The organism is Nostoc sp. (assembly GCF_036919495.1).
GTDB lineage: Bacteria > Cyanobacteriota > Cyanobacteriia > Cyanobacteriales > Nostocaceae > Nostoc.
Window position 1 is genome coordinate 156312 of record NZ_JBALBZ010000206.1, and the last position, 22857, is coordinate 179168.

A 22857-nucleotide genomic window follows, 5' to 3' on the forward strand; every position below is an offset into this window, starting at 1 on the left:
TCTACGGGTTCTCCAAAGGAGTACAACGTGGTAGAGCGCAACACAGTGCATAGTGTTAACTTAACCTAAAAGTCATATCCTGCAAGGCACTTCAGTTACTTGCTAATAGCAAAATTTATCTCTTTATGACTAAGATATATCCAAAAATCTTTAATCTATTTTCAGTAGACTTTATCTATTAGCCTTTAACTTTTGTTTCAGGCGGGTTAGGAAACTAACAGTGAAATTATTTCGTACTACAAGAGAAGGAGAGAATTACAGGTAGCGACGACTACAAAAGAAGGGCTTCCCGTAGCGTATGGTTGGTGTATTTCCGTCATACTGCACTATAAATTACGCTTTGTAACAAAAAAAGCCGATTATGAAGTTATATTACGAAGCTTGCAAAAATATTTAGAAATTGTCTACAAGGCAAACATAGTTCTAACGTAGAACCTATTAGGAGAGACTTGAGGCAAATGTGATGAGCGGAAATAATACTCAAAAATATCGGTTTGTCTGTACCCTGACTTTCGGTGATATCTACGGTCAAATAATTGTTTGGTTGATTACAATTACCCTAAGTTTGGCATCAGCCTTGGCGCTTATGGGTGCCAAGCGGCCCGTGTACGCTTTAGCAACAGCTGGCCTTGTCGTTCTGCTATCGCTACCTTTCTTGTTGTTTGCGTTTGTCACTACCTTGTTAAATCATATTGAAGTCACTCCTGTAGGGCCTGAAACAAAAATGGAACCCATACCAGGTAATGTGTCTCAGCAACAACCTGTACAAGCGACTAGCTGAAGAGTTAGGAGACGCGATTAATCGCGTCTGTACAAAAAAAAGTTAGGAGTAGAGACGCGATTAATCGCGTCTGTTATGAATGAAGACCTATATCTTCATTTTTAACTTTTCACTCCTAATGTCAAAATTTGTAATAGCATCCCTGTCTATAGGCAGGGATTTTTTTGTAGAGATGTAACGTACTACCTAATTAATCACCTCTCTACAATAGAACAGCAGGGGTTTGCAATCAGGGGCTAATTATGCTGGAACATGATGTGATTATTGTCGGGGGTGGATTGGCAGGATGTCGCGCTGCTGTAGAAATTGCCCGCACTGACCCTAATTTAAATATTGCTGTGGTTGCTAAAACCCATCCAATTCGATCGCACTCGGTGGCGGCTCAAGGTGGTATGGCTGCATCGTTGAAAAATGTTGATTCCGAAGATAGTTGGAAAGCACATGCTTTTGATACTGTCAAGGGTTCTGATTACTTGGCAGACCAAGATGCTGTGGCAATTCTCGCCCAAGAAGCGCCAGATGTGGTAATTGACTTGGAACACATGGGCGTTTTGTTCTCTCGCTTACCCGATGGGCGCATTGCCCAACGGGCTTTTGGCGGACATTCCCACAACCGCACTTGCTACGCGGCTGACAAGACCGGTCATGCGATTTTGCACGAATTGGTTAACAACCTGCGGCGTTATGGGGTGCAAGTTTATGAAGAATGGTATGTGATGCGTCTCATTTTGGAAGAAAATGAGGCAAAGGGTGTAGTGATGTTCCATCTTTTGGATGGACGTATAGAGGTGGTGCGAGCCAAGGCGGTGATGTTTGCCACAGGGGGCTATGGTCGCGTTTATAACACTACCTCTAATGATTACGCGTCTTCAGGTGATGGTTTGGCAATGACTGCGATCGCAGGTTTGCCCCTGGAAGATATGGAATTTGTCCAATTTCATCCCACTGGCTTATATCCCGTAGGGGTGCTGATTTCAGAAGCGGTACGGGGTGAAGGGGCGTATCTGATTAATAGTGAAGGCGATCGCTTTATGGCGAACTATGCACCCAGTCGCATGGAACTGGCTCCTCGTGATATTACCTCACGAGCGATCGCTTATGAAATTCGCGCCGGTCGTGGTGTTCATCTCAATGGTAGTGCTGGGGGCCCCTTTGTCTATCTGGATCTACGCCACATGGGCAAAGAAAAAATTATGAGTCGCGTCCCCTTTTGTTGGGAAGAAGCACACCGATTGGTAGGCGTTGATGCGGTAACTCAACCTATGCCAGTTCGTCCGACAATTCATTATTGTATGGGTGGTATCCCAGTTAATACTGATGGGCAAGTCCGCAGTAGTGGTGATGGTTTAGTTGATGCTTTTTTTGCTTCTGGCGAAACATCTTGTGTTTCCGTACATGGTGCTAATCGTTTGGGGAGTAATTCTCTGCTGGAATGTGTCGTTTATGGCAAGAGAACTGGGGCTGCGATCGCGCAATTTGTCCAAAAACGTAAGTTGCCCTCAGTGGATGAGCAACGATATGTAACGGAAGCCCAGCAACAAATCCAAGCTTTACTAGAACAACCAGGACAGTATCGGATTAACCAAGTTCGTGAAGCCTTCCAGGATTGTATGACTGAGTACTGCGGCGTTTTCCGCACTGAAGCTTTAATGAGTGAAGGGTTACACAAATTAGAAGAAATACAACAAAAATATCCACAAATTTATTTAGATGACAAAGGTAGTTGCTGGAATACAGAACTTGTGGAAGCCTTGGAACTGCGAAGTTTGATGGTAGTGGGACAGACTATTTTGGCATCAGCTTTAAATCGCCAAGAGAGTCGTGGCGCTCATTTCCGCGAAGATTATTCCGAGCGAGATGATGCTAACTTTTTGAAACACACAATGGCTTACTATTCACCAGCCGGAATTGACATTCAATATCGACCGGTGGCGATTACTATGTTTGAGCCAAAAGAGCGAAAGTATTAGTTATTTTGGCTTTTTAGTACATACCTTTCTTTAATCACTCTGGAAAAAAAATCGAAGGCAACTTTGAAACCTCAGATAAAAATCGCGTTTTAAGCTTTATTTTCTAACTTATGGCTTTAATCATCTATTTTGCCTGAAAGTTTTGTGTAGCAACGATTATTGCTTTTCCTCTTGAGAGAGTGATTAAAGAAGGCTATATTAGTTTGTTTGAATACCGGCGAAAAGCCTTTTTAACCAATAGTTTACAAGCGATATTCTATATCAATTGGACATCAAAGACAACTAAAATCTTCATAGGAAAGACTTTGAGACGTGAAAAGCTAATAATTACCATAGTCAGTACTGAAGACACGTTATTTTATGTCTTGGGAGGGAAAACTAAGTTTAGCTAGCTTAGTTGAATATAAATTTGATGTTTGATCACAACACATTAATTGAACAGTTAGGAGATCCATACACTAACGCCGTGGTAGCACGATTCGGGCGTTTTACTTTCATCCGTGATGAGTTGCTCCAGAACATTGCAACTAGTGCCCTGAATGAGGCTTGGGGTAAAGATAACTTTGTTTTGAAATATTACCTTTCGGCTCATATTTCATGGAGTATCGAGCAAGGTTGCTTTACCCATAGTACTAACCAGCTATATCTAACAGCAGGTCATTTGCAAACAAGGTATGGTACTCCCATATATTTGGTTTTCGAGCAAAACAAAAACAGGGCGAATCAGGCACCGTGGTACTTGGTAACTTCTGGATCTCAAATATCTGCTCCTGAATTACCTGTTCCCCCAAAAATTCCAGAACAGCCGCAGGTTCAACCGGGAGCAGAAATCGTGATGATGCACGATCACATCCTCACTGATCCCAGAGCGCATTCCGTTTCTTGCTAGTACTCCAAGGGTCGCTCAAATGTGTGCAATCGCTGGAGCAATACAATGGTCTATCAATCGAAATTTACATTTTTCATATTGGTACTACGGGAAAATGCATTATCTAGTACCCCTTTATCTTCAAACTCGCGAAGATATTACTCGTGCGCCTGATGCGGTTGCACCAGTACAGGTTAACCTGAATAGTTTGCTAGTACGCACTGTTTTGCAGCCACATATGCCATATGCCAAGGCTCGTATAGCTATCAAGCGTCATGACCAATTACCTTCTTGGCTACTTTCATCTTGGATAGAATACGCGGATCAAGCATCTGAAGCTACAATTGAAGATCCTGAAATTTGATTAACTAAAGTATTTATTGGTATAATAGTTGACCACTTCTCTTAAGATACAAAGTTGGGTTATTTATGAGGCACACTTCCACAAACTACAATTACAGTACCAAAAAATGCCCCTACTCAAGATTGAGGCTTAGATAAATAGGCTAGGTGAAACCTTGAAGTAATCACCAAGCATTTTGGCTTGTGCCTTGCTAATCGAACGCTTACCATTAACAACCTCAGACACCACACCGCTCGATCCAATAACGCCTACCAAGTCAGCTTGACGGGTTCCACTTGCTTGCATGATGTGTTGAAGTATCTCATGAGGCACAGATAAATCCATCGGGTAGTTCTGTGCTTCATATACTTCAATCAGCTTCACCAGCAATTTATGTAAAACTCGCTCCTCTGGAGTGCGATTTTTCGCAAAGGTTAGACGCTCTACCACTGTCAACAGACGTTCATATTCGTCTTCCGTCTCAATTACCTTGGGAGCAACTTCAGCTATCAGATTGCGATAAGCAGTTTCGTCAAAGGTAAAAGTCATTTTTCCATTTGCCTTTATCGTATTCAGTATGTGTAAGAAAGTATTTGTAATAAACTACCTGGTCTTCATAATCAATACCGACAATTAGGCGATAATCATTACCCTTGACATTGAAAACAGTAAAGTTTCCAACTGCTTCAGCATCCTTGTAAATCTTACGAACGTCCTCTAAGTTCTGCCATTCCGTTTTTTTCACAGTTGCATACCAGTTGTCAAGAAGCAGATTGACATCGGGATACTGAGCGGTATCAGTACGAAGGTTGCGAATTGCAATTAGATGCATTTGTTTCTAACTTTTTTGTCATATATTTTCAATGAAGAATTAATTACTTTTAAACCCTCTCAAAATGAGAGTAAAAAGTCAAGAGTAGTTATTATTTGGAGTGCAGGTTAGTTCAGCCTAATCCAGTATTGAAAAAGCTGGTGACAATGATGGCTCACTGGTGTGAGATCCTAGAGACAGTCAATGGAGGCTGAACATAATGGAACAACATCACAAGCCAACGGTTATAATCACAGGTGCTTCTTCAGGGGTCGGTTTGTACGCTGCCAAGGCTCTTGCAGAAAGGGGATGGTATGTAGTGATGGCTTGTAGGGATGTAGCGAAGGCTCAACTGGCAGCCCAATCTGTGGGAATCCCGCATCAGGGTAGCTACACCATCATGCATATCGATCTTGGTTCTTTGGAAAGTGTTCGACAATTTGTGAAGAACTTCCGAGCAAGCGGTAACTCCCTAGACGCTTTGGTGTGCAATGCTGCAATTTATATGCCCTTAATAAAGGAGCCTTTACGCAGTCCAGAAGGTTACGAGTTAACTGTCACCACAAATCACCTGGGACATTTCCTCTTGTGCAACCTAATGCTTGAGGATCTAAAGAAATCATCTTCAGAGCCAAGGCTCGTAATTTTGGGAACTGTTACCCACAATCCAGATGAACTGGGTGGGAAGATTCCGCCGCGTCCTGACTTGGGCGATTTGCAAGGCTTTGCAGAAGGATTTAAAGAGCCAATCTCGATGATTGACGGCAAGAAGTTTGAACCCGTCAAAGCTTACAAAGACAGCAAGGTTTGCAACGTGCTGACTATGCGCGAACTGCATCGGCGCTATCACGAGTCAACCGGTATCGCCTTCAGTTCTCTCTATCCAGGATGTGTCGCAGAAACACCGCTATTTAGAAACCACTATCCCCTATTTCAGAAAATCTTCCCATTATTTCAGAAGTACATCACTGGGGGATATGTGTCTCAAGAGTTGGCAGGAGAACGGGTTGCTGAGGTAGTTACCGATCCTGAGTACAATCAATCTGGTGCTTATTGGAGTTGGGGAAATCGTCAGAAGAAAGATGGCAAATCCTTTGTTCAAAAAGTCTCTCCTCAAGCCCGCGATGATGAAAAAGGCGATCGCATGTGGGAACTAAGCGCCAAGTTGGTTGGACTAGCATGAACAAACAGAATGCAATAATTTGATTTTTACTTGATAATGACCTCTAAAGGTGAGGTGAGGGTAAAATGCAGCGTTGGAGAAGGTTTTGGTTCACCGTTCCACTAAATGCTGATGAGTCAACAGAACATCGCAAAATTTACATACTAGAACGCGAGACACACCTCTGACAAAATTAATGCCTCCCAATTCCTAGAGTCCTTAAGGTGCGTTACACTCTGTTAACGCACCGATGTTAATCGTAAAGATATGCGAGAAATTATCTAACCATTTCCGATGGAAACTGCCATGTCTTCCTTAAAGGCGCATTCCCAAACGCTATATGACACGGATTACTTGCAATGGATAGAAACGACTGTGGAAAAATTGCAAAGTCACGACTACGTGAACGTGGACTGGGAAAACCTCATCGAAGAAATTTCCGACATGGGAAGGAGTGAGCGTCGGAGCCTCAAGAGTAATCTGATTGTAATTCTGGTGCATTTGCTCAAATGGCAATTTCAGCCAGAAAAGAGAAGTGGTAGCTGGGAAGGAAGCATCATTGAACATCGTAGACGTGTTAAAGAAGCTCTAGATGATTCGCCTAGTCTCAAATCCTATCTTGAGAGCGTCTTTGGGGAATGTTATCCACAAGCGGTTAAGCAAGCAAAAGCTGAAACTGGTTTATTAGTGGAATCCTTTCCTCTGGTGTGTCCATATCAGCTACCAGAAGTTACAGACGATGAGTTTTTACCTGAATAAGCACTCGATCGGGCTGTATGTGTCGCTTCGTTCTCTCTACAGTTACACCTTTCTATTTCCTACTCTTGACTTCTACCTGTAATAGATGTATAATTAAAGGCGCATAGAAGGGGAGTAGCTGCTGGCAAAAAACATAAAAGCCAGTACATCTGAATCAACATACTGGCGATGAGCCTGGTTCAGATGGCAAGTAATCAATATTTGAAAGCGAGACCTTCACTAAGTTCACACCGAAAATGTGTAAACTTGGTGAGGTCTTTTGGTTCTCATCAAGCTTCACATCGGTAAACGATTTTTCAGGAGCTTGAGAGAGTGTTAACTGCTTTTACCGCAGCTTTATTACTAATTACAGTTTCAGAACTAGGCGATAAAACATTTTTTATTGCTGTGATTTTGGCAATGCACCACCCACGGCGGCTGGTATTTATAGGTGTGAGTGCCGCTTTAGCCGCGATGACAATCCTTTCGGTGCTATTTGGACAAGCGATATCTTTTTTACCAAAAAGTTATATTCATTACGCCGAAATAGCTTTATTTATTGCCTTTGGTATCAAGCTGTTATATGACGCTAGTAAGATGTCTTCTGCTACTTGTGATACAGAAGTTGTAGAAGAGGCCGAGGCTGCGGTAAAAAAAGCAGATTTGCAGTTGCCAAAGCAAAAAACTTCCTTGGCAATTATTATAGAAGCCTTTGTGTTGACATTTATGGCAGAGTGGGGCGATCGCACCCAAATTGCCACCTTTGCCCTAGCCGCTGGTAATAATCCCATTGGAGTCACAATAGGTGCAATTCTAGGACATGCCATTTGTGCTGCGATCGCAGTTATCGGCGGCAAAATGATTGCCGGACGCATTTCTGAGCGTCAACTCACCCTGATTGGTGGATGCCTGTTTCTAGTCTTTGGTGTCGTTGCTGCCATTGAGGGAGCGTGAGGGGAAGAAGCAAGGGAGCAGGGAGAAAGGGAGGAGAGTTTTCTCCTCTGCCCCCCGCACCCTGCCCCTCTGCCTCTTTCCCATGCCCAATGCCCATTACTTCGGAGTACTTTTCAATGAAGGCGCGGGAGATGCAGCACCATTAGGAATGGGGGAAACCGTTGCTGCGTTCTTGATTTCATCTTTGTACTGAGCAGGTGCTAAAGCTGCGGCGCTATCAAATAAAAGTTTTGCATCTGCGTCTTTGCCCTGTTGTTTCAATAGCATCGCTTTGGCGACAACGGGGCGAAAATCCTTGGGATCTTTCTTAATTGCTTGGTCATATACAGAGCTAGCTTGATCGTAGCGTTTCTGGGAAGCATGAACAGAACCTAACAGCACCTGTACGGCTACTGTATCTACACTTCCTGGCTGAATTGTATTTGCTTGGGCTGCCTTAGAGAGGGTTTCTTGCAGCAAACCAATGGCTGCTTCCGGGCGTTGCTGACTGATTAACAGAGCCACCATTCCTTGCAAAGCCTTCAAATCGCCTGGTTTAGTCTCCAAAATCGAGCGATAAGCTTGAGCGGCTCCTTCGCGATCGCCAATTTGTTGTTTGGCTTGAGCCAGTAGCACTGAATATTCTGACTGTTCGGGATTCAGCTTGGCTAGCTTTTCTAAAGGTTCAATGACGACTTGGATATCAGCTGGTTTAACCTCACTTTTTTCTTTTTGACTCAGTAATTGTAGCCGCGCCTGTAATAAGCCTTTAAGCGCAGTCTGATTTTCTGGTTCCCTTTGCAAAACCAGTTCATAACCCCGTACTTCGTCTTCCAGTTTTGATTTTTGGTCAGCAGAGGTCAAACTGCCTCTGGTACTAGCGGCATTCTGGTTTGAGGGTGGCGTATTATTAAATGCTCCAATTATGGGAATCACCGAAACACCCACAAAAGCAAGAATTGCCACCGCCAAGACGATTTGAACTATCCAACGATTGCGCGGTTGAGACACAGTTTTGTCTTTCTCCTAAATTTTAATGACATTATCATTTACACAAATCGTAAAGTTAAAAATTTCCAAAACTTTGCGGAATACCGCCAATTGCCTGTGAATTTTATAACAATTAACTATTTACACTGCTAAAGTAAGTGATGACTTTAGGAGGAGCCGTCAGAATTGTAGCTATGATATGCTTCCGAAACTAGTGTAAAGGCGCTAAATTACACATTTAGTGTTTATACACTCAATTTAGCGCCTTTAGTATTGTATAGAGTACCCTAGTGTGACTTTGTGAAAAGCAAATATACTTTCATCAGTCGCACAAATGCTCTTTTCAGCTGCCTTTGTAAAATCCCACAATGGGATGTGTCTCCGCCGCAAGGAGTTTTTATGAATTCCGACCTGATGCCGTTGCCTGAATCTTCCAATTCTTCTGCCTCTAACCAGGGCCCAACTAACATAGGGGCAGCCGCTAATGTTCATATAGCAGCCAAGTCCTCTAAACCTGAAAATCCGCCTGTTAACCCCATTGAGACTGACTCAAATGGGAACTTAATCAATCGACAGCAACCGATTCCGCCTCCTAGTGAGCCGATGCAATATCGAGCGATCGGGTTAGTTAGGGGTCGCTATCATGCTAGCAGCGAACAATTTACTCAAGGTACGCTGCTAACCACAGATGGTGTAGAACTCAATGCCGTCCTCCTAGGGCGAATTATGAGCTTAGTCAAGAATCATCTAGACTTAGAAAAAGAACACTTGTGGGTAGTATATCCACGGACAAGACAAGAGAATGACACCTTGCACATCCAAATCGTCGGAGTTTGGGAACCAGAAAATCTGGCAAAAAACTCAACAGATGAAGACGAGTCAGACTTGGAGTTGCAATTACAGACACCCGATAATGGCTTATCCGAAAACTCTGAACTAAGTACAATTCCCGTAATTCCCTCATCAGAAGTTACAGATGGTGGTTTTTCTGTTCGTGGTGAGGTAGTATACCAATCTTTTGACGCTAAGAGCTTGGTAGTCAAAATTAGGCAGGCTGCACGCAAACCAACTGAGAAACCCAAGTATTTTAAGTTGAAATTGAGGGGTGTGCTGACTACTAAAGCAGTAGGAAAGTTTTGGGACTTCCAAGCCAAGCGAGAAGCTGACGTTTTGATAGTAGAAAAAGCTGAGGCGATCGCTGACTTGCCCAAAAAACGCAAACCACCATTCAAGGGTGGACCTCGTGCTGGCGGTGGCGGTGGTGCTGGTGGGAGAAAACCATTCCCCCCCAGACGCAGTAGTGGCGAAACCCCACGTCCTATCAAGAAAACAGGCGCAGGCGGCGACACCTCTGTGGTGTCAAAACCTATACCTAAAACGCCCGCTCCTAAGCCCATCAAGCGACCGAAACCAACTCAAGAATAAGCTATGGGGAGTAAGGGGAGATGAGGGAGCAGGGGAAGTAAATAAACTCCCCCTCATCCCCTTAAAAATCCGTCCGCCGGTCTTGGGGTAGAAAAGATCGCTCCATCGGAATTGGGGAAACTGGTTCTGTCAGGGTAAACGTACCTGCTTCGATCCACTTTTTCAACTCTAGGGCGACTTGCCTAGAAAAAAACAAACTCGCTAAGGGGGCAGAGCGTATAGCTTTGCCCTCAATGGTGATCCTCCCAGATTTGAGTTGGGCGTAACTCACTAAACCAAAGGTGGGACGGACGCGCCGGGGAATGGAAAAATCCACTATTGGGGCTACTAAGTCTTGATCTTGGACGGCGCAGTGTTCAACTACTTGTTCATTTAACACAGGTAGTGGTACACCAACGCCTAACATCAATGAAGGGCCATAACTTTTGAAGTAACATCCCCGCACCCAGTGAGCATCCATTTGCTTGGCATCACCAATTAAAGCTAAAGTGGCGGAAGGCCCAATCGGTGTACGATTAGCTAAACGCTTTTGTAAAGGAAAGTGCTGAGTGCCTTCCCAAGCGACATAGCCAATACCACCGCCTAAAAAAATTCGAGTACCTATACCAACGAGTTGTAAATCGGGATCGTTGAGTAAGGGGGAAATAGCACCGGGGTTAGAGTAAACGGCATTCCCTAAACGCGGTTGTAAAGGGCCGAGATAGGTGAAGAGGGGGCGATCGCCACCATTTACACCAACAATAAAATTTTGATAAAGATTGCGCGGATTGAATAAATAAAACTGATTAATCGTTTCATTGGTAATTGTAGTTTCAAAAGCTGCTCTGGGATAACAATCTGTTACTTGTCCTTGCGCTTTTACGTGTATAGGTTTACCAGCGATCAAATCTTCAATTACATGACCCCCGCCACGTTCTCTGACTTCTTCCCCGTCCATCGTCTCTACAGCAGAACTTGCACCCAAATATAAATCTACTGCCCCAAAACCAGAGTATGCTGGAACGCCATCTAACCAGCACCGACGAATTTTTATCGGGGGGTCAGTGTGTCCGAGATTGATAATTGCACCACTTGATTCCATCGGCTCAAATGTGCCAGTGGTAATTACATCAACTTCTTTAGCTGCTTTAGTAACACCGATTTCTACAACTCGTGCTTTTAATTCTTCAGTTGTCAACACTACCGCACGTTGACGGCTGATTTTCTCGTTAATTTCTGCAATTGTTCGCATCTTATCAGTGCTAGCGCTTTTTGCTGTCTTCCTTTTTGAAGGATATCTTGATAAATCACCGACTCTTGCATAATTTCTTTTCAAAATAGTTGTCGCCAATCTCTGCGCGACAGCTTAACACCCCAGATAGGGTTAAAATGCCCAAAAAAACAATTCAAGTATTGCGAAGTCCAAATCATATATTTTTTCGGACTTGCACACTAGCTATGTCCAAAATATTTTTTATGCCTACGTAAAATTACTATAAAGAAAGTCTTGCATTATCAATCAAATGTATGTATGGTTAGGATTGACTAAGCTAATCGTCATTCATTTTTCCAGACTGATTCGCTTGTAGTAAGGGCTTCAGCCCTGGTGTTATGCAACTTAAATGCTCATCAGCTTAGTACAGCTTGGCAAAAATGATTTTACGTCAACCGAAAGAAACATTTCTAGCTTTTGTACGCATTATAAGCCAACTAGTTAATATTCTTGTGTCTACAAAAAAATGAGGGCATAGGCAACTTAACAACTTGCCAAGACCCTCAAATAAATATGCTAAATTTTTGCAGTAGGGTATAAGTCTAAGTTAGTGCCTGAGCAACTACTGCCGAAAGTGATTCGTTTGCTGCTTGCTTCAACAATTCAGCTTTATCAGTCTGTTCCCAAGGTAAGTCTAAATCAGCCCGCCCAAAATGACCGTAAGCCGCGACGTCCTGATAAAAACGTCCGCCTCGTTCACTTGGTAGGTTACGTAAGTTGAAGGCATGAATTATCCCCGCTGGACGGAGTTCAAAGTGCTGATTGATTAATTCCAGCAAGGTTTCTTCATCCACTTTACCGGTGCCAAAGGTATCAACCAGAATGCTTGTTGGTCGCGCTACGCCAATGGCATAGGATAGCTGAATTTCAACTTTTTCTGCCAACCCAGCAGCGACAATATTTTTCGCCACATAACGAGCAGCATAAGCAGCAGAGCGGTCTACCTTAGTGGGATCTTTGCCAGAAAAAGCGCCGCCACCATGCCGTGAATAACCACCGTAGGTGTCAACAATTATTTTCCGTCCTGTCAGACCAGAGTCTCCCTGAGGGCCACCAACGACAAATTTGCCAGTGGGGTTAACTAAAAAACGTGTTTCCTGATTAGGCTTAATTTCAATGTCACCAAAAACAGGTTCCACCACTGCTGACCAGAGGTCTTGTTTAATTTTGGCTTGTACAGCCGCCTCATCCGTGATTTCCCCAATACTGGCTGTATGCTGGGTGGAAATTAGAATAGTATCAATCCCTACTGGGCGTCCATCTTCGTAGACCACAGTTACTTGGGTTTTACCGTCAGGACGCAGATATGACAATTCACCTGTTTTGCGGACTGCTGCCAATCGGCGAGCAATGCGGTGAGCAAGACTGATGGGTAAGGGCATCAGTTCTGGTGTTTCGTTACTGGCAAAACCGAACATTATACCTTGATCGCCCGCACCAATTTTGTCAAATTGTTCATCACTATCTTGTTCGCGGGTTTCTTGGGCGGTGTTAACGCCTTGGGCAATATCGGGTGACTGTTCGTCTAAAGCCAGCAGAACGCTGGTGCTGTTAGCAGAAAACCCATTATCGGCATTGGTATAGCCAATCTCGGCAATTTTCTGACGGGCGATATTGACGAAATTCACATTGGCTTTGGTGGTTATTTCACCAGTGATTAGCACCAAACCAGTATTAACTACTACTTCAGCTGCGACACGGCTGCTGGGGTCTTGTGTCAGTAGGGCATCCAAAATGGTATCAGAAATCTGATCGCAGATTTTATCTGGATGACCTTCGGTGACTGACTCCGAGGTAAATAGATATCGACGAGACAAAGGAAATTCCTCCTGACTTGAGCGTTTTGGCTGAACTAAATGTAATATTTAGTTCAACTACCTAATTTAACGTGAGTTAGATGAATCCTAACTTGAACTTTAGTTCAAGCCTGCCCCTCTCTGACTCAGAGAGACATGGTTTTGGGTAGTAAAACCTCTTAAAGGTCTTTTGATTCGGCTCGTTAGGTGAACACCATATAAGCAGTCGAACTCACATTAATTTATGAAATCATAACAATATTTATACTTCAGTAGTTAGTATCTTATTAATATCGATAAAAACCACTAGCTATCAGGTAAGTATCTGTAAAGAAGATCAATTTATGCTAATTATTTTGTAGTTAAAAGTATTTAATAACACAAAAAAAAGGGGACACTCAGAAGCGCCCCCACAAACTTTGACAAAAACACTGCTGCTTTTAAACTTGAACTGCTAACTTTGCTTCCGTAGCTGTTAAGCGCTCATAGGCAGCACGCATTTTTAAACCTGTAAGCACTTGGAAGAAACCAGTACCATTATTGGAACCTGGATACTCGCGGTGCTGGAGTAACAAGTGAGTCAATTCACCCTGATATTTAGTGGATGTATTGCTGAGATGGGTTTCGATATAAATTACTTCTTCCAAATTGTCAAATTGACCATCGACCTCTAGTACTGAGACATAGCGGCCATAGTAAACATCTGAACCATAGTACAGTTGCATACCAGGGTAGGAACAGGTCAGCTTGCGTCCACAAGGAGTCCAATTAATTGTTGACCCTTCATCAAATAGGTAGGTTGGGTCAAAGCCTTCCTTACCTTCGCGCTGGAGCATACGTACTCGCAAGACTCTGCGCTCCGTGTCGTTTTTGATCAAGTTCGTCGGTAATACTTGCAGAACCACATCAGCAAATTCTCTTTGTGGTTCGATAAACTTATCAAAGTCAGGTTTGCGGGAATTGATTTGCGCTAAGACATCTTCGTAGCGATGGCCACGTTCAGCCATATCTCGCTGGATTTTCCAGGCAATCTTGACTTCATCGCTAATGTCAAAATAAACACTGAAGTCGATTAGCGATCGCACCCGCTCATCATATAAAGGATGCAGCCCTTCAACAACTATAATGTGATTCGGCTCTATCCGCTCTGGCGGATCAATCAAGCCAGTTTCGTGGTTATAAATCGGCTTATCAATCGCTTGACCACTTTTGAGCGCTTTAATTTGCTCATACATCAGGTCAAAATTGTTTGCTCTAGGGTCTAGTGCCGTTATCCCCGTTTCTTTACGCTGTTTGCGATCTAGGGAATGATAGTCATCCAAGCAAATGACTGTCATTAAATCTTCACCAAACAAATCTATCAAACGACGCAAAAACGTAGATTTCCCACACCCAGAGTCTCCGGCTACTCCAATCAGTACCACGCGTTCCGGCTTATTTGTCATAAATCTCCTCTAAAATACTAAAATTGTCTCAATATTTTTTCACACAGCAGATTCTGAAGCCAGGAGTTTACCCCTTTGGTTTATCCTGCGTTCTTGCTACCTAGCACATCTATAAGACACCAAGCAAGCAAGCAACAAAAGTAATTAAGTTGCTACTCGTCGGACTAGCCTGAATTTTGGTGCCGGTAAGTATTTAATCCTAGTGGTATATTTGATTTTAACAGAAGGGGGTATCCCATACAATATTACTGTCAAGAAGAATTAGGGTAGATCATCAATCATTTTTTTGTTAATTTAGTTGTTAATTTAAAAATGGGGATCAGCACTGCCCATCAGCGTTGCGCCTTTATCAGTCTGCCACTTGTGACTATAAACAAGAGTATAAGGTATAATTTATTATTGCCGCGAATTTTTTGATATTCCTAAATTGTAATTCCTGCTCGACAATACTTAATATATTCAAAGCAAAAATCTATCCAACGAATGAGCAAAGAACTTGCAATAATCAAATTCTTGGCTGTAAATTTATAAATATGCTCAGATAGAAGCGTTGACGTTATGGCCAAGTACTGGTAAAGGTTGACAGATTTTTCACATCAAGTGAAACTGATTACAGTTGCTAAAATCGCGGTTCTCTATATCGTTATATTTGTAGCTTGAATTGTCAGAGTCATGTCATTATCCATAGACAGGTCATGAATATAGCTAACAATATTCCTAGAGAGTAGATTTAAAGAAGTAAAACCAATTGGAAGAAAACCTTCTAGAATTGGCATTTCCGATTTAAACTCTTGGAGTAGGCAAGCGCAACCACAATTTTTGGAAGTCAACTGAGCAGTAGCTTCCAGTAATCAAAGCAGGCTTCTTACAATACCTGTCCTTTTGAGTTGCTCGTTGGGTAATCAGGTAAAAAACTATCTCCCTGATGAGGGTGGTAGTTAACGAAAAAAAGATTAAATTGACTCATTATTAACATTCTCCACAAGACTTATCCTTTACCTTAGAAGGTGAACAGGTGTGTTTTTTGCTATGCCTGCATGTCTTTGGTGAGTGTACTTAGCAAGGCATTAATTTAATGATGCCGTTTTTCCTTCAGGGCCAGTTTTGTGAAACGAAAATCCGCTAAACTAAAGCTGGCAAGGTAGGGGAATAGTTTTTTTTTGAAAAACGGTTAAGTAAATTATCGGAGTGGTAGAACGAATGTACAATCAAGGTGCTGTTGAGGGTGCTGCCAACATAGAATTAGGTAGCCGCATCTTCCTTTATGAAGTAGTGGGTTTGCGTCAGAGCGAAGAAACCGATCAAACTAACTACCCAATTCGGAAAAGTGGCAGTGTGTTCATCAAAGTGCCTTACAACCGGATGAATCAAGAAATGCGACGTATCACTCGTCTAGGCGGCACAATTGTTAGCATCCAACCTGTAACTGCTTTAGAACCAGTTAATGGTAAAGCCTCATTTGGGAATGCTACAAGCGAAGTCAGCGAGTTAGCTACATCTGAGAAAACTGCTAACAGTGAAGGGAATGGTAAAGCCACACCTGTAAATGCTCATAGTGCTGAAGAGAACAAGGACAAGAAAGGCAACACCATGACTCAAGCGAAAGCCAAAAAAGACCACGGTGACGTTCCTGTTAACACTTACCGTCCCAATGCTCCGTTTATTGGCAAGGTAATATCTAACGAACCGCTAGTCAAAGAAGACGGTATTGGTATTGTTCAACACCTTAAATTTGACCTATCTGGCAGTGATTTAAAGTATATAGAAGGTCAAAGTATTGGGATTATTCCACCAGGATTAGACAAGAACGGCAAGCCGGAAAAACTTAGACTATATTCCATCGCCTCGACTCGTCATGGCGATGATGTCGATGATAAAACAGTATCACTGTGCGTTCGCCAGTTGGAGTACAAGCACCCAGAAACTAGCGAAACAGTCTACGGTGTTTGCTCTACACACCTGTGTTTCCTCAAGCCAGGGGAAGAGGTAAAAATTACCGGGCCTGTGGGTAAGGAAATGTTGTTACCCAATGATCCTGATGCTAATGTCATCATGATGGCAACCGGAACAGGTATTGCGCCGATGCGGGCTTATCTGTGGCGTCAGTTTAAAGATGCAGAAAGAGCAGCTAACCCAGAATACCAATTTAAAGGATTCTCTTGGTTAATATTTGGCGTACCAACAACTCCAAACCTCTTATATAAGGAAGAACTGGAAGAAATTCAACAAAAATATCCTGATAACTTCCGCCTCACTGCTGCTATCAGCCGCGAACAGAAAAATCCCCAAGGCGGTAGGATGTATATTCAAGACCGCGTAGCAGAACATGCTGATGAATTGTGGCAGCTGATTAAAAATGAAAAAACCCACACCTACATCTGCGGTTTGCGCGGTATGGAAGAAGGTATTGATGCAGCCTTAACTGCTGCTGCTGCTAAGGAAGGCGTAACCTGGAGTGTTTACCAGAAGGAAATCAAGAAAGCCGGTCGCTGGCACGTAGAAACATACTAAATTAGTCATTAGTCATTGGTGAGCCAGTGCGGTCTTCTCCCAAAGGGAGAGGCTAGCGCCAAGGGGATTTCCCCCATGAGTAACTGGCGTTAGCGAGGCACGAGCGTCACCCGAAGGGTCATTAGTCATTAGTTTTAGACAAAGGACGAAGGGCGAAGGACAAATGACAAAGGAAGCAGGATAATCAGTAGGTAGGGCAAACGCTCTACCTACAATTGTTATTGGTGAAATTGGGTGCAAAATGGGTGTGAAACTAGGAATACTGGGATTAGGCACCGTGGGAACGGGAACAGTGCAGTTGTTGCAAGATAGCGCTGGGCGTCACCCATTGTTGCAAGAGATAGAAATCTATCGGGTGGGAGTGCGATCGCTAGATAAACCCCGTGCAGTAGAATTGTCTACGGAAGTATTAACTACAGATTTAGAATCAATTGTCAACGATCCGGCGGTAGATATAGTTGTCGAGGTGATGGGCGGACTGGAGCCGGCGCGATCGCTAATCCTGAAAGCTTTGAGTAATGGTAAGCATGTAGTCACCGCCAATAAAGCAGCGATCGCCCGCTTTGGAGCGGAAATTTTTACAACCGCCAATCAAACCGGCGTATACGTCATGCTAGAAGCCGCCGTGGGTGGTGGGATTCCGGTGATTCAACCCCTAAAGCAGTCTTTAAGTGTTAACCGTATTCATACTATAACTGGTATCGTGAACGGTACAACTAACTACATCCTGACCCGGATGCAAACAGAAGGCAGCAACTTCAACGATGTCTTAGCTGATGCCCAGCGCTTGGGTTATGCTGAGGCTGACCCCACAGCCGATGTTGATGGCTTAGACGCAGCAGATAAAATTGCTATCCTGGCATCATTAGGCTTTGGTGGACGCATCAACTTACAAGATGTTTATACTGAGGGGATTCGGCAAGTCAGCAAAACAGATATTGCCTACGCCGAAAAATTGGGATTTGTGATTAAATTGTTAGCGATCGCTAAACGTGATACTCCCTCATCTGCCCTATCTCTTAGAGTTCACCCTACATTAGTGCCCCAAGCCCACCCTTTGGCTAGCATCAACGGCGTTTACAATGCCATTCTTGTCGAAGGAGAACCCATCGGACAAGTAATGTTTTTTGGCCCCGGTGCTGGTGCTGGTGCAACCGCCAGTGCTGTCACATCAGATATTTTGAATTTAGTTGCTGTCCTCAAAACCAATACAGCAGTTGCAAATCCCTTATTAACTTGTGGACATCAGGAATACTGCCAAATTGCACCGATGGCAGAATTGATAACTCGGTTTTATGCCCGTTTCCTCACCAATGACCAACCGGGAGTTATTGGTAAATTGGGGACTTGCTTTGGTAACTATGGCGTTAGCTTAGAGTCAATTGTCCAAACTGGCTTTCAAGGGGAACTCGCAGAGATTGTGGTTGTTACCCATGATGTGCCAGAAGGCAATTTTCGGCAAGCTTTGGCAGAAATTCGGGATTTGTCAGCGATCGAAAGTATTCCCAGCTTACTGCGTGTACTTTGAGATTAGTCGGGAGTGAAGCTTGTCAACTTGCTTTGCTCCAATTTTTAATTACCCCAAAGGATTCTTAGCTGTGAGTAAAACTTGGTTAACTACGCAAGCTAAACTAAAAAATAAACTTCACTCCAGCGCGAGGACAGCCCTATGACCTCTGCAATCGATCCATCCAGCGCCCTCACTCATTTCCCCGACCATACGCAGCTACCAGAGTCAGATGGTACTTTCGTGAAAAATTGGCAAGAGCATCCCCAAAGCATTTTACTCACTGACTCGATTACACCTGTCCTGAAACAATTACATCCTGAAGGTGAATATTGTATAGGTCAGGACTTAGGTATTTACTGGCGCTTGACAGATCCGCCAGAACGAGGTGCAGAAGCACCAGATTGGTTTTATGTAGGAAATGTACCGCCCTTGCTCGATGGACAAACGCGGAGGTCTTATGTACTGTGGCGAGAATTTATTGCCCCCTTGATTGCCTTGGAATTTGTCTCTGGGGATGGTAGTGAAGAACGAGATAAAACCCCTTGGCAAGGCAAATTTTGGATTTATGAGCAAGTAATTCATCCGGCTTATTATGGCATTTATGAAGTGAAGAAAGCCAGTGTAGAAGTTTATAAACTAATTGGTGGACAATATCAGTTATTAGCAGCAAATGAGCGCGGACATTATCCGATTACGCACTTGGGAGTTGAGTTAGGCTTATGGCATGGAGTTTATCAAAACGCCGAATTGCCCTGGTTGCGTTGGTGGGATTTGCAGGGTAATTTGTTATTGACTGGTGATGAAAGAGCTGAACAAGAATCCCAACGGGCTGAACAGGAAACACAAAGAGCCGATCGCTTAACTGCTCAATTGCGATCGCTCGGCGTTGAACCAGAAGTTTAAGTATTTGGTTTAAGGGTGCGATCGCGCCAATTTGGGATTTGCCTGGCGAAGGTAAACAAGTAATAGACTAGGTACGTAGAGACGCGAACTTTCGCATCTCTATTATTTGGGGAAATAGTAGGATTGAAATACGCCAGTTAAAAAGTCCAATTTGCTGATGTAGTAACACCAAGCATTGCTAATAACTGAGTGAACAAACAAATGTTAATACTAAGGAGTAAGCGCTGTGACGGATTTGAGTAACTACAATCCAGAATTAGCTGATGAAGAAACTTTAGAAGAGGAATATCAAGAGGAAGAAGTTACTTTCCTGTATGATCCTGATAAAATTAATATTATAACTAGAGAACCTACAATAGAGTTATTGCTGAAAAGAATAAATGAAGAAGGACTTGATTTAGCACCTGATTTCCAACGTCATGCGAATATATGGAAAGAAGATGCTCAGAGTAGGCTAATAGAATCTATTATTATCCGTATTCCCATACCAGCACTTTATATAGATGCCACTAATGAAGATAAATGGGTAGTAGTCGATGGATTACAGCGCCTATTTGCACTAAGGCGCTTTATTCTCGACAAAGAACTCAAACTATCTGGATTAGAATATCTTACAAATCTAGAAGGTAAAACCTACGATGAAATCGATCGCAGATACCAACGTCGCCTTGAAGAAACTCAACTAACAGTATATTTGATCGAAAAAGGGACACCCCTAGAAATTAAATATAATATTTTTAAACGCATTAATACAGGAGGACTTCCTTTATATCCTCAAGAATTACGCCATGCTCTTAATCCTGGTAAGGGAACGAAGTTTTTAACTAAACTTGCAGCATCTCCAGAATTTCAGCAAGTGGTTAAACTTGGTAATAATCGCAAAATGCGTATGGATGATAGGGAATTTATACTAGGGTTTATAGCTTTTAGTTTAACTTCTTACCAAGAATATATAGACAAACGAGATACTTTTTTATCCAAAGCATTATCTAAAGCAAATAAACTTTCGGAGATAGAGTTAAATGAAATTGAAAATGGTTTTAAAAGAACAATGATAGCTAGCAAGAATATCTTTGGTAAAGATGCATTTCGTAAAATATCTAATTATCAGAAAAAACAGTTTCCTGTAAATAAAGCTCTATTTGAATCTTGGTCAGTACTTCTGAATAAATTGAGTAATGAGCAAATCCAAGTTTTGATAGATAGAAAAGAAAAATTAATCAATTTATTCAAGACATATATAGACAACGATAAATATTTTTTAGAATCTATATCTCAGGCGACTGAGAAAGTACAATATAGATTTAGTACTATAGAAAAAATAATTCAGGAACTGCTTTCATGATTACTTCTCTTCGCTTGATCAACTTCAAACGTTTTGATAATCAGTTGCTTGAATTTAGACCTTTAACACTAATATCTGGACTTAACAGCACTGGAAAATCTTCTGTACTTCAATCATTTCTACTACTACGCCAATCTTATCAACAGGATTTATTGCCAAAAATTGGCTTGGCACTAAATGGTGAATTAGTCAGTATTGGTACAGCACAAGATGCCCTTTATGAGGGTGCAAAAGATAACCATATAAGCTTTGAGATTATCTGGGAAAAGTATGAAGGTATATGGGATTTTAATTACAACCCAGATAAGAAAGAAGAAGATGTTTTAAATGTAATTTCAGAACCAAATGAATCTGAAATCCGTAAATCATATATTTTTAGCAAATATTTTCACTACCTTCAAGCGGAACGAATAGGCCCCCGTTCATTTAATGAAATATCTGATTATCAAGTCCGAAGACTTAGACAAATTGGTACTAGAGGAGAATATACAGCGCATTTCCTCTATATTTATGGACGTGAAGCAATACCTATACCAAATCTCAGCTATCCACAAGCAAAGTCAATGAATCTGATAGATCAAGTGGAAGCATGGATGAGAGAGGTGAGTCCTGGTATACGTATAGAAATAGAAGCTAACTCAGCGATGGGTTTGGTAACTATTAAATATTTTTATGGAGATAGTAATCGTTACCGTGCAACCAACGTTGGTTTTGGAATTACCTACACTTTATCAATTATTGTAGCTATACTTTCATCTCCTCCTCGTACACTAATCCTAGTTGAAAACCCAGAGGCTCATCTTCATCCTAGAGGACAAGCCAAAATGGGAGAATTAGTAGCACTAGCAGCTAGTTGTGATATTCAGGTTGTGATAGAAACTCATAGCGATCATGTTTTAAACGGGATTCGTCTTGCTGTTCATGGCGGTATGATTCCCCCACATTATGTCCAGTTACATTACTTTCAGCAACAAGAAAAACAAGGACAAGCTTTGACAGAGGTAATATCACCAAAAATTGATCGTAATGGCAGAATTGATTATTGGCCTGATGGATTTTTTGATGAATGGGAAAAAGATTTAATAACTTTACTTAAGCCAAGGGATGCGTAGCAGATGGACTTGGAAATGGTATTGAATGAGTTATCTTTGCGATCTGTTGCTAATGATATTAAGATGGCTAAACAAAGAATGTCAGAATTAATTCTGACCGCACGTGAAGCAGCAGAGCTAGGTGTTAAGCCAATAATTCGCACTCATCATGAGTTTTACAATACCGTATTAGCAGATAATTACTCGTTATCTAACTGGTTAATAGATAAAACTGTAAATAGAGACGATATACGATTTATTCTGACAGCAGCAAAGACACCTTATCTCACAGATATTCAAGATTCAGATATTGAAAATAAAAATATACTCTCAGATTTTCTCTATGAAGGAGAAAAAAGCGAAGGCTTGGGAATTGCGTATCTACTTGAATCGTTAGCATTAAGCATAAACTCAGATCAAAAATGGCAATTTAATAGCATTTCACTGGAATATACTTGGCTTGAAGATGATAATTTGAATTTAGATACAGTCACAGTTACTCATGCTAGTACCATAAAGAACGTAAAGGAAAATCTTTTTTGGATACAGGAACGGCTGAAAACAGGGGTTCGTGATGGTTGCAATTTATGGCAACGTAAAACAGATTTATTTCCCTCTCTCAGCTTTTGTGAAAGTGTCGGTCAACAAATACAAAGCCTTGGCAATGGTAGCCCTATGTTACGACAAATTGTCAGAAAGTTGTTTGAACTCGAAAACTGTTGTAAGACTTGGAGAGATGGAGATTTTGATTTAGACCTTGTTGCCAGTAAAGTTACTCCAGAAAGTGACTCTAGGCTTCAAAGTTTAGAGGATAAGCTAACCTTTAAGTGTCCTGATGATGTGTATCGTATATTCAGTTTGCACCTAAGAATGACTGGTGCAGGGGCTTGGCGGCTTCATTTTTCTACAGAATTAGGGCTTGGCAAAATCATCATTGGGTACATCGGGCCAAAAATCCAATAATCTTAAAGCCTAATCATGAA

At 42.2% G+C, this 22857-nt stretch carries 20 protein-coding genes; 14 read left to right on the top strand and 6 right to left on the bottom strand.

Going from position 1 to position 22857, the window contains the following annotated elements; all coding sequences use genetic code 11:
* Positions 1-463 precede the first annotated feature (463 nt).
* The 4 genes from V7K25_RS29190 (at position 464) to V7K25_RS29205 (ending at position 3983) form a co-directional block, all read left to right on the top strand.
* Entirely contained in the window at positions 464-781 is a 318-nt protein-coding gene (locus V7K25_RS29190) for a hypothetical protein (RefSeq protein ID WP_109011795.1), read from the top strand.
* Between the two features lie 242 nt (positions 782-1023).
* Entirely contained in the window at positions 1024-2751 is a 1728-nt protein-coding gene (locus tag V7K25_RS29195; RefSeq protein ID WP_335163013.1) for a succinate dehydrogenase/fumarate reductase flavoprotein subunit, read from the top strand.
* 412 nt (positions 2752-3163) lie between these two features.
* Positions 3164-3640: a hypothetical protein gene (locus V7K25_RS29200; RefSeq protein ID WP_335163015.1), complete on the top strand. Its 477-nt coding sequence runs from the start codon at positions 3164-3166 to the stop codon at positions 3638-3640.
* 94 nt (positions 3641-3734) lie between these two features.
* The gene (locus V7K25_RS29205; RefSeq protein ID WP_335163017.1) at positions 3735-3983 is read left to right on the top strand and encodes a hypothetical protein; all 249 of its coding nucleotides are present in this window, start codon (positions 3735-3737) and stop codon (positions 3981-3983) included.
* 129 nt (positions 3984-4112) lie between these two features.
* On the opposite strand, the gene V7K25_RS29210 is transcribed toward V7K25_RS29205, so the two are convergent.
* Together V7K25_RS29210 and V7K25_RS29215 are read right to left on the bottom strand one after the other, a co-directional pair.
* Positions 4113-4511, bottom strand: a complete 399-nt coding sequence (locus V7K25_RS29210; RefSeq protein ID WP_335163019.1) for a helix-turn-helix domain-containing protein — start codon at positions 4509-4511, stop codon at positions 4113-4115.
* Entirely contained in the window at positions 4495-4794 is a 300-nt protein-coding gene (locus V7K25_RS29215; protein ID WP_335163021.1) for a type II toxin-antitoxin system HigB family toxin, read from the bottom strand. Before V7K25_RS29215 ends, V7K25_RS29210 begins: the two co-directional genes overlap by 17 nt.
* A gap of 199 nt (positions 4795-4993) precedes the next feature.
* Here V7K25_RS29215 and V7K25_RS29220 point away from each other — a divergent pair, with 199 nt between their 5' ends.
* The 3 genes from V7K25_RS29220 (at position 4994) to V7K25_RS29230 (ending at position 7627) form a co-directional block, all read left to right on the top strand.
* On the top strand, positions 4994-5956 hold the full coding sequence (locus V7K25_RS29220; RefSeq protein ID WP_335163023.1) for a protochlorophyllide reductase: 963 nt from the start codon (positions 4994-4996) through the stop codon (positions 5954-5956).
* Between the two features lie 285 nt (positions 5957-6241).
* Positions 6242-6694, top strand: a complete 453-nt coding sequence (locus V7K25_RS29225) for a DUF29 domain-containing protein (protein WP_335163025.1) — start codon at positions 6242-6244, stop codon at positions 6692-6694.
* Between the two features lie 312 nt (positions 6695-7006).
* Positions 7007-7627 (top strand): TMEM165/GDT1 family protein, encoded by a 621-nt coding sequence (locus tag V7K25_RS29230; protein ID WP_335163027.1) that lies wholly within the window; start codon positions 7007-7009, stop codon positions 7625-7627.
* 96 nt (positions 7628-7723) lie between these two features.
* Here V7K25_RS29230 and V7K25_RS29235 read toward each other — a convergent pair whose 3' ends face one another.
* Positions 7724-8617, bottom strand: a complete 894-nt coding sequence (locus V7K25_RS29235) for a tetratricopeptide repeat protein (RefSeq protein WP_335163029.1) — start codon at positions 8615-8617, stop codon at positions 7724-7726.
* Between the two features lie 378 nt (positions 8618-8995).
* Between V7K25_RS29235 and V7K25_RS29240 the strand changes: the two genes are divergently transcribed.
* Positions 8996-10021 carry a hypothetical protein gene (locus V7K25_RS29240; protein ID WP_335163031.1) on the top strand — a complete coding sequence of 342 codons (1026 nt, stop codon included), beginning with the start codon at positions 8996-8998 and terminating at the stop codon, positions 10019-10021.
* A 61-nt stretch (positions 10022-10082) separates the two neighbouring features.
* Here the strand turns inward: V7K25_RS29240 and V7K25_RS29245 are convergent, their stop codons facing one another.
* The 3 genes from V7K25_RS29245 to V7K25_RS29255 form a co-directional block, all read right to left on the bottom strand.
* Positions 10083-11252, bottom strand: coding sequence for a homocysteine biosynthesis protein (locus V7K25_RS29245; RefSeq protein ID WP_335163033.1), 1170 nt, complete (start codon positions 11250-11252; stop codon positions 10083-10085).
* 563 nt (positions 11253-11815) lie between these two features.
* A complete protein-coding gene (metK, locus tag V7K25_RS29250) occupies positions 11816-13090 on the bottom strand; it encodes a methionine adenosyltransferase (RefSeq protein ID WP_335163035.1) in 1275 nt (424 codons plus the stop codon).
* Positions 13091-13509: 419 nt separating this feature from the next.
* Positions 13510-14514 (bottom strand): phosphoribulokinase, encoded by a 1005-nt coding sequence (locus V7K25_RS29255; protein ID WP_229460473.1) that lies wholly within the window; start codon positions 14512-14514, stop codon positions 13510-13512.
* 1200 nt (positions 14515-15714) lie between these two features.
* Here V7K25_RS29255 and petH point away from each other — a divergent pair.
* The 6 genes from petH to V7K25_RS29285 all read left to right on the top strand — a co-directional run bounded on the left by petH (position 15715) and on the right by V7K25_RS29285 (position 22837).
* On the top strand, positions 15715-17025 hold the full coding sequence (gene petH, locus V7K25_RS29260) for a ferredoxin--NADP reductase (protein ID WP_335163037.1): 1311 nt from the start codon (positions 15715-15717) through the stop codon (positions 17023-17025).
* 241 nt (positions 17026-17266) lie between these two features.
* Positions 17267-18553 (top strand): homoserine dehydrogenase, encoded by a 1287-nt coding sequence (locus V7K25_RS29265; RefSeq protein WP_335163039.1) that lies wholly within the window; start codon positions 17267-17269, stop codon positions 18551-18553.
* Positions 18554-18694: 141 nt separating this feature from the next.
* A complete protein-coding gene (locus V7K25_RS29270; RefSeq protein ID WP_335163041.1) occupies positions 18695-19438 on the top strand; it encodes a Uma2 family endonuclease in 744 nt (247 codons plus the stop codon).
* Positions 19439-19664: 226 nt separating this feature from the next.
* Complete coding sequence (locus V7K25_RS29275; RefSeq protein ID WP_335163043.1) at positions 19665-20783, top strand: DUF262 domain-containing protein; 1119 nt, start codon at positions 19665-19667, stop codon at positions 20781-20783.
* Positions 20780-21895: a DUF3696 domain-containing protein gene (locus V7K25_RS29280; protein ID WP_335163045.1), complete on the top strand. Its 1116-nt coding sequence runs from the start codon at positions 20780-20782 to the stop codon at positions 21893-21895. The genes V7K25_RS29275 and V7K25_RS29280 overlap by 4 nt, the downstream gene beginning before the upstream one ends.
* A 3-nt stretch (positions 21896-21898) precedes the next feature.
* Positions 21899-22837, top strand: a complete 939-nt coding sequence (locus V7K25_RS29285) for a hypothetical protein (protein WP_335163047.1) — start codon at positions 21899-21901, stop codon at positions 22835-22837.
* Positions 22838-22857: the final 20 nt, after the last annotated feature.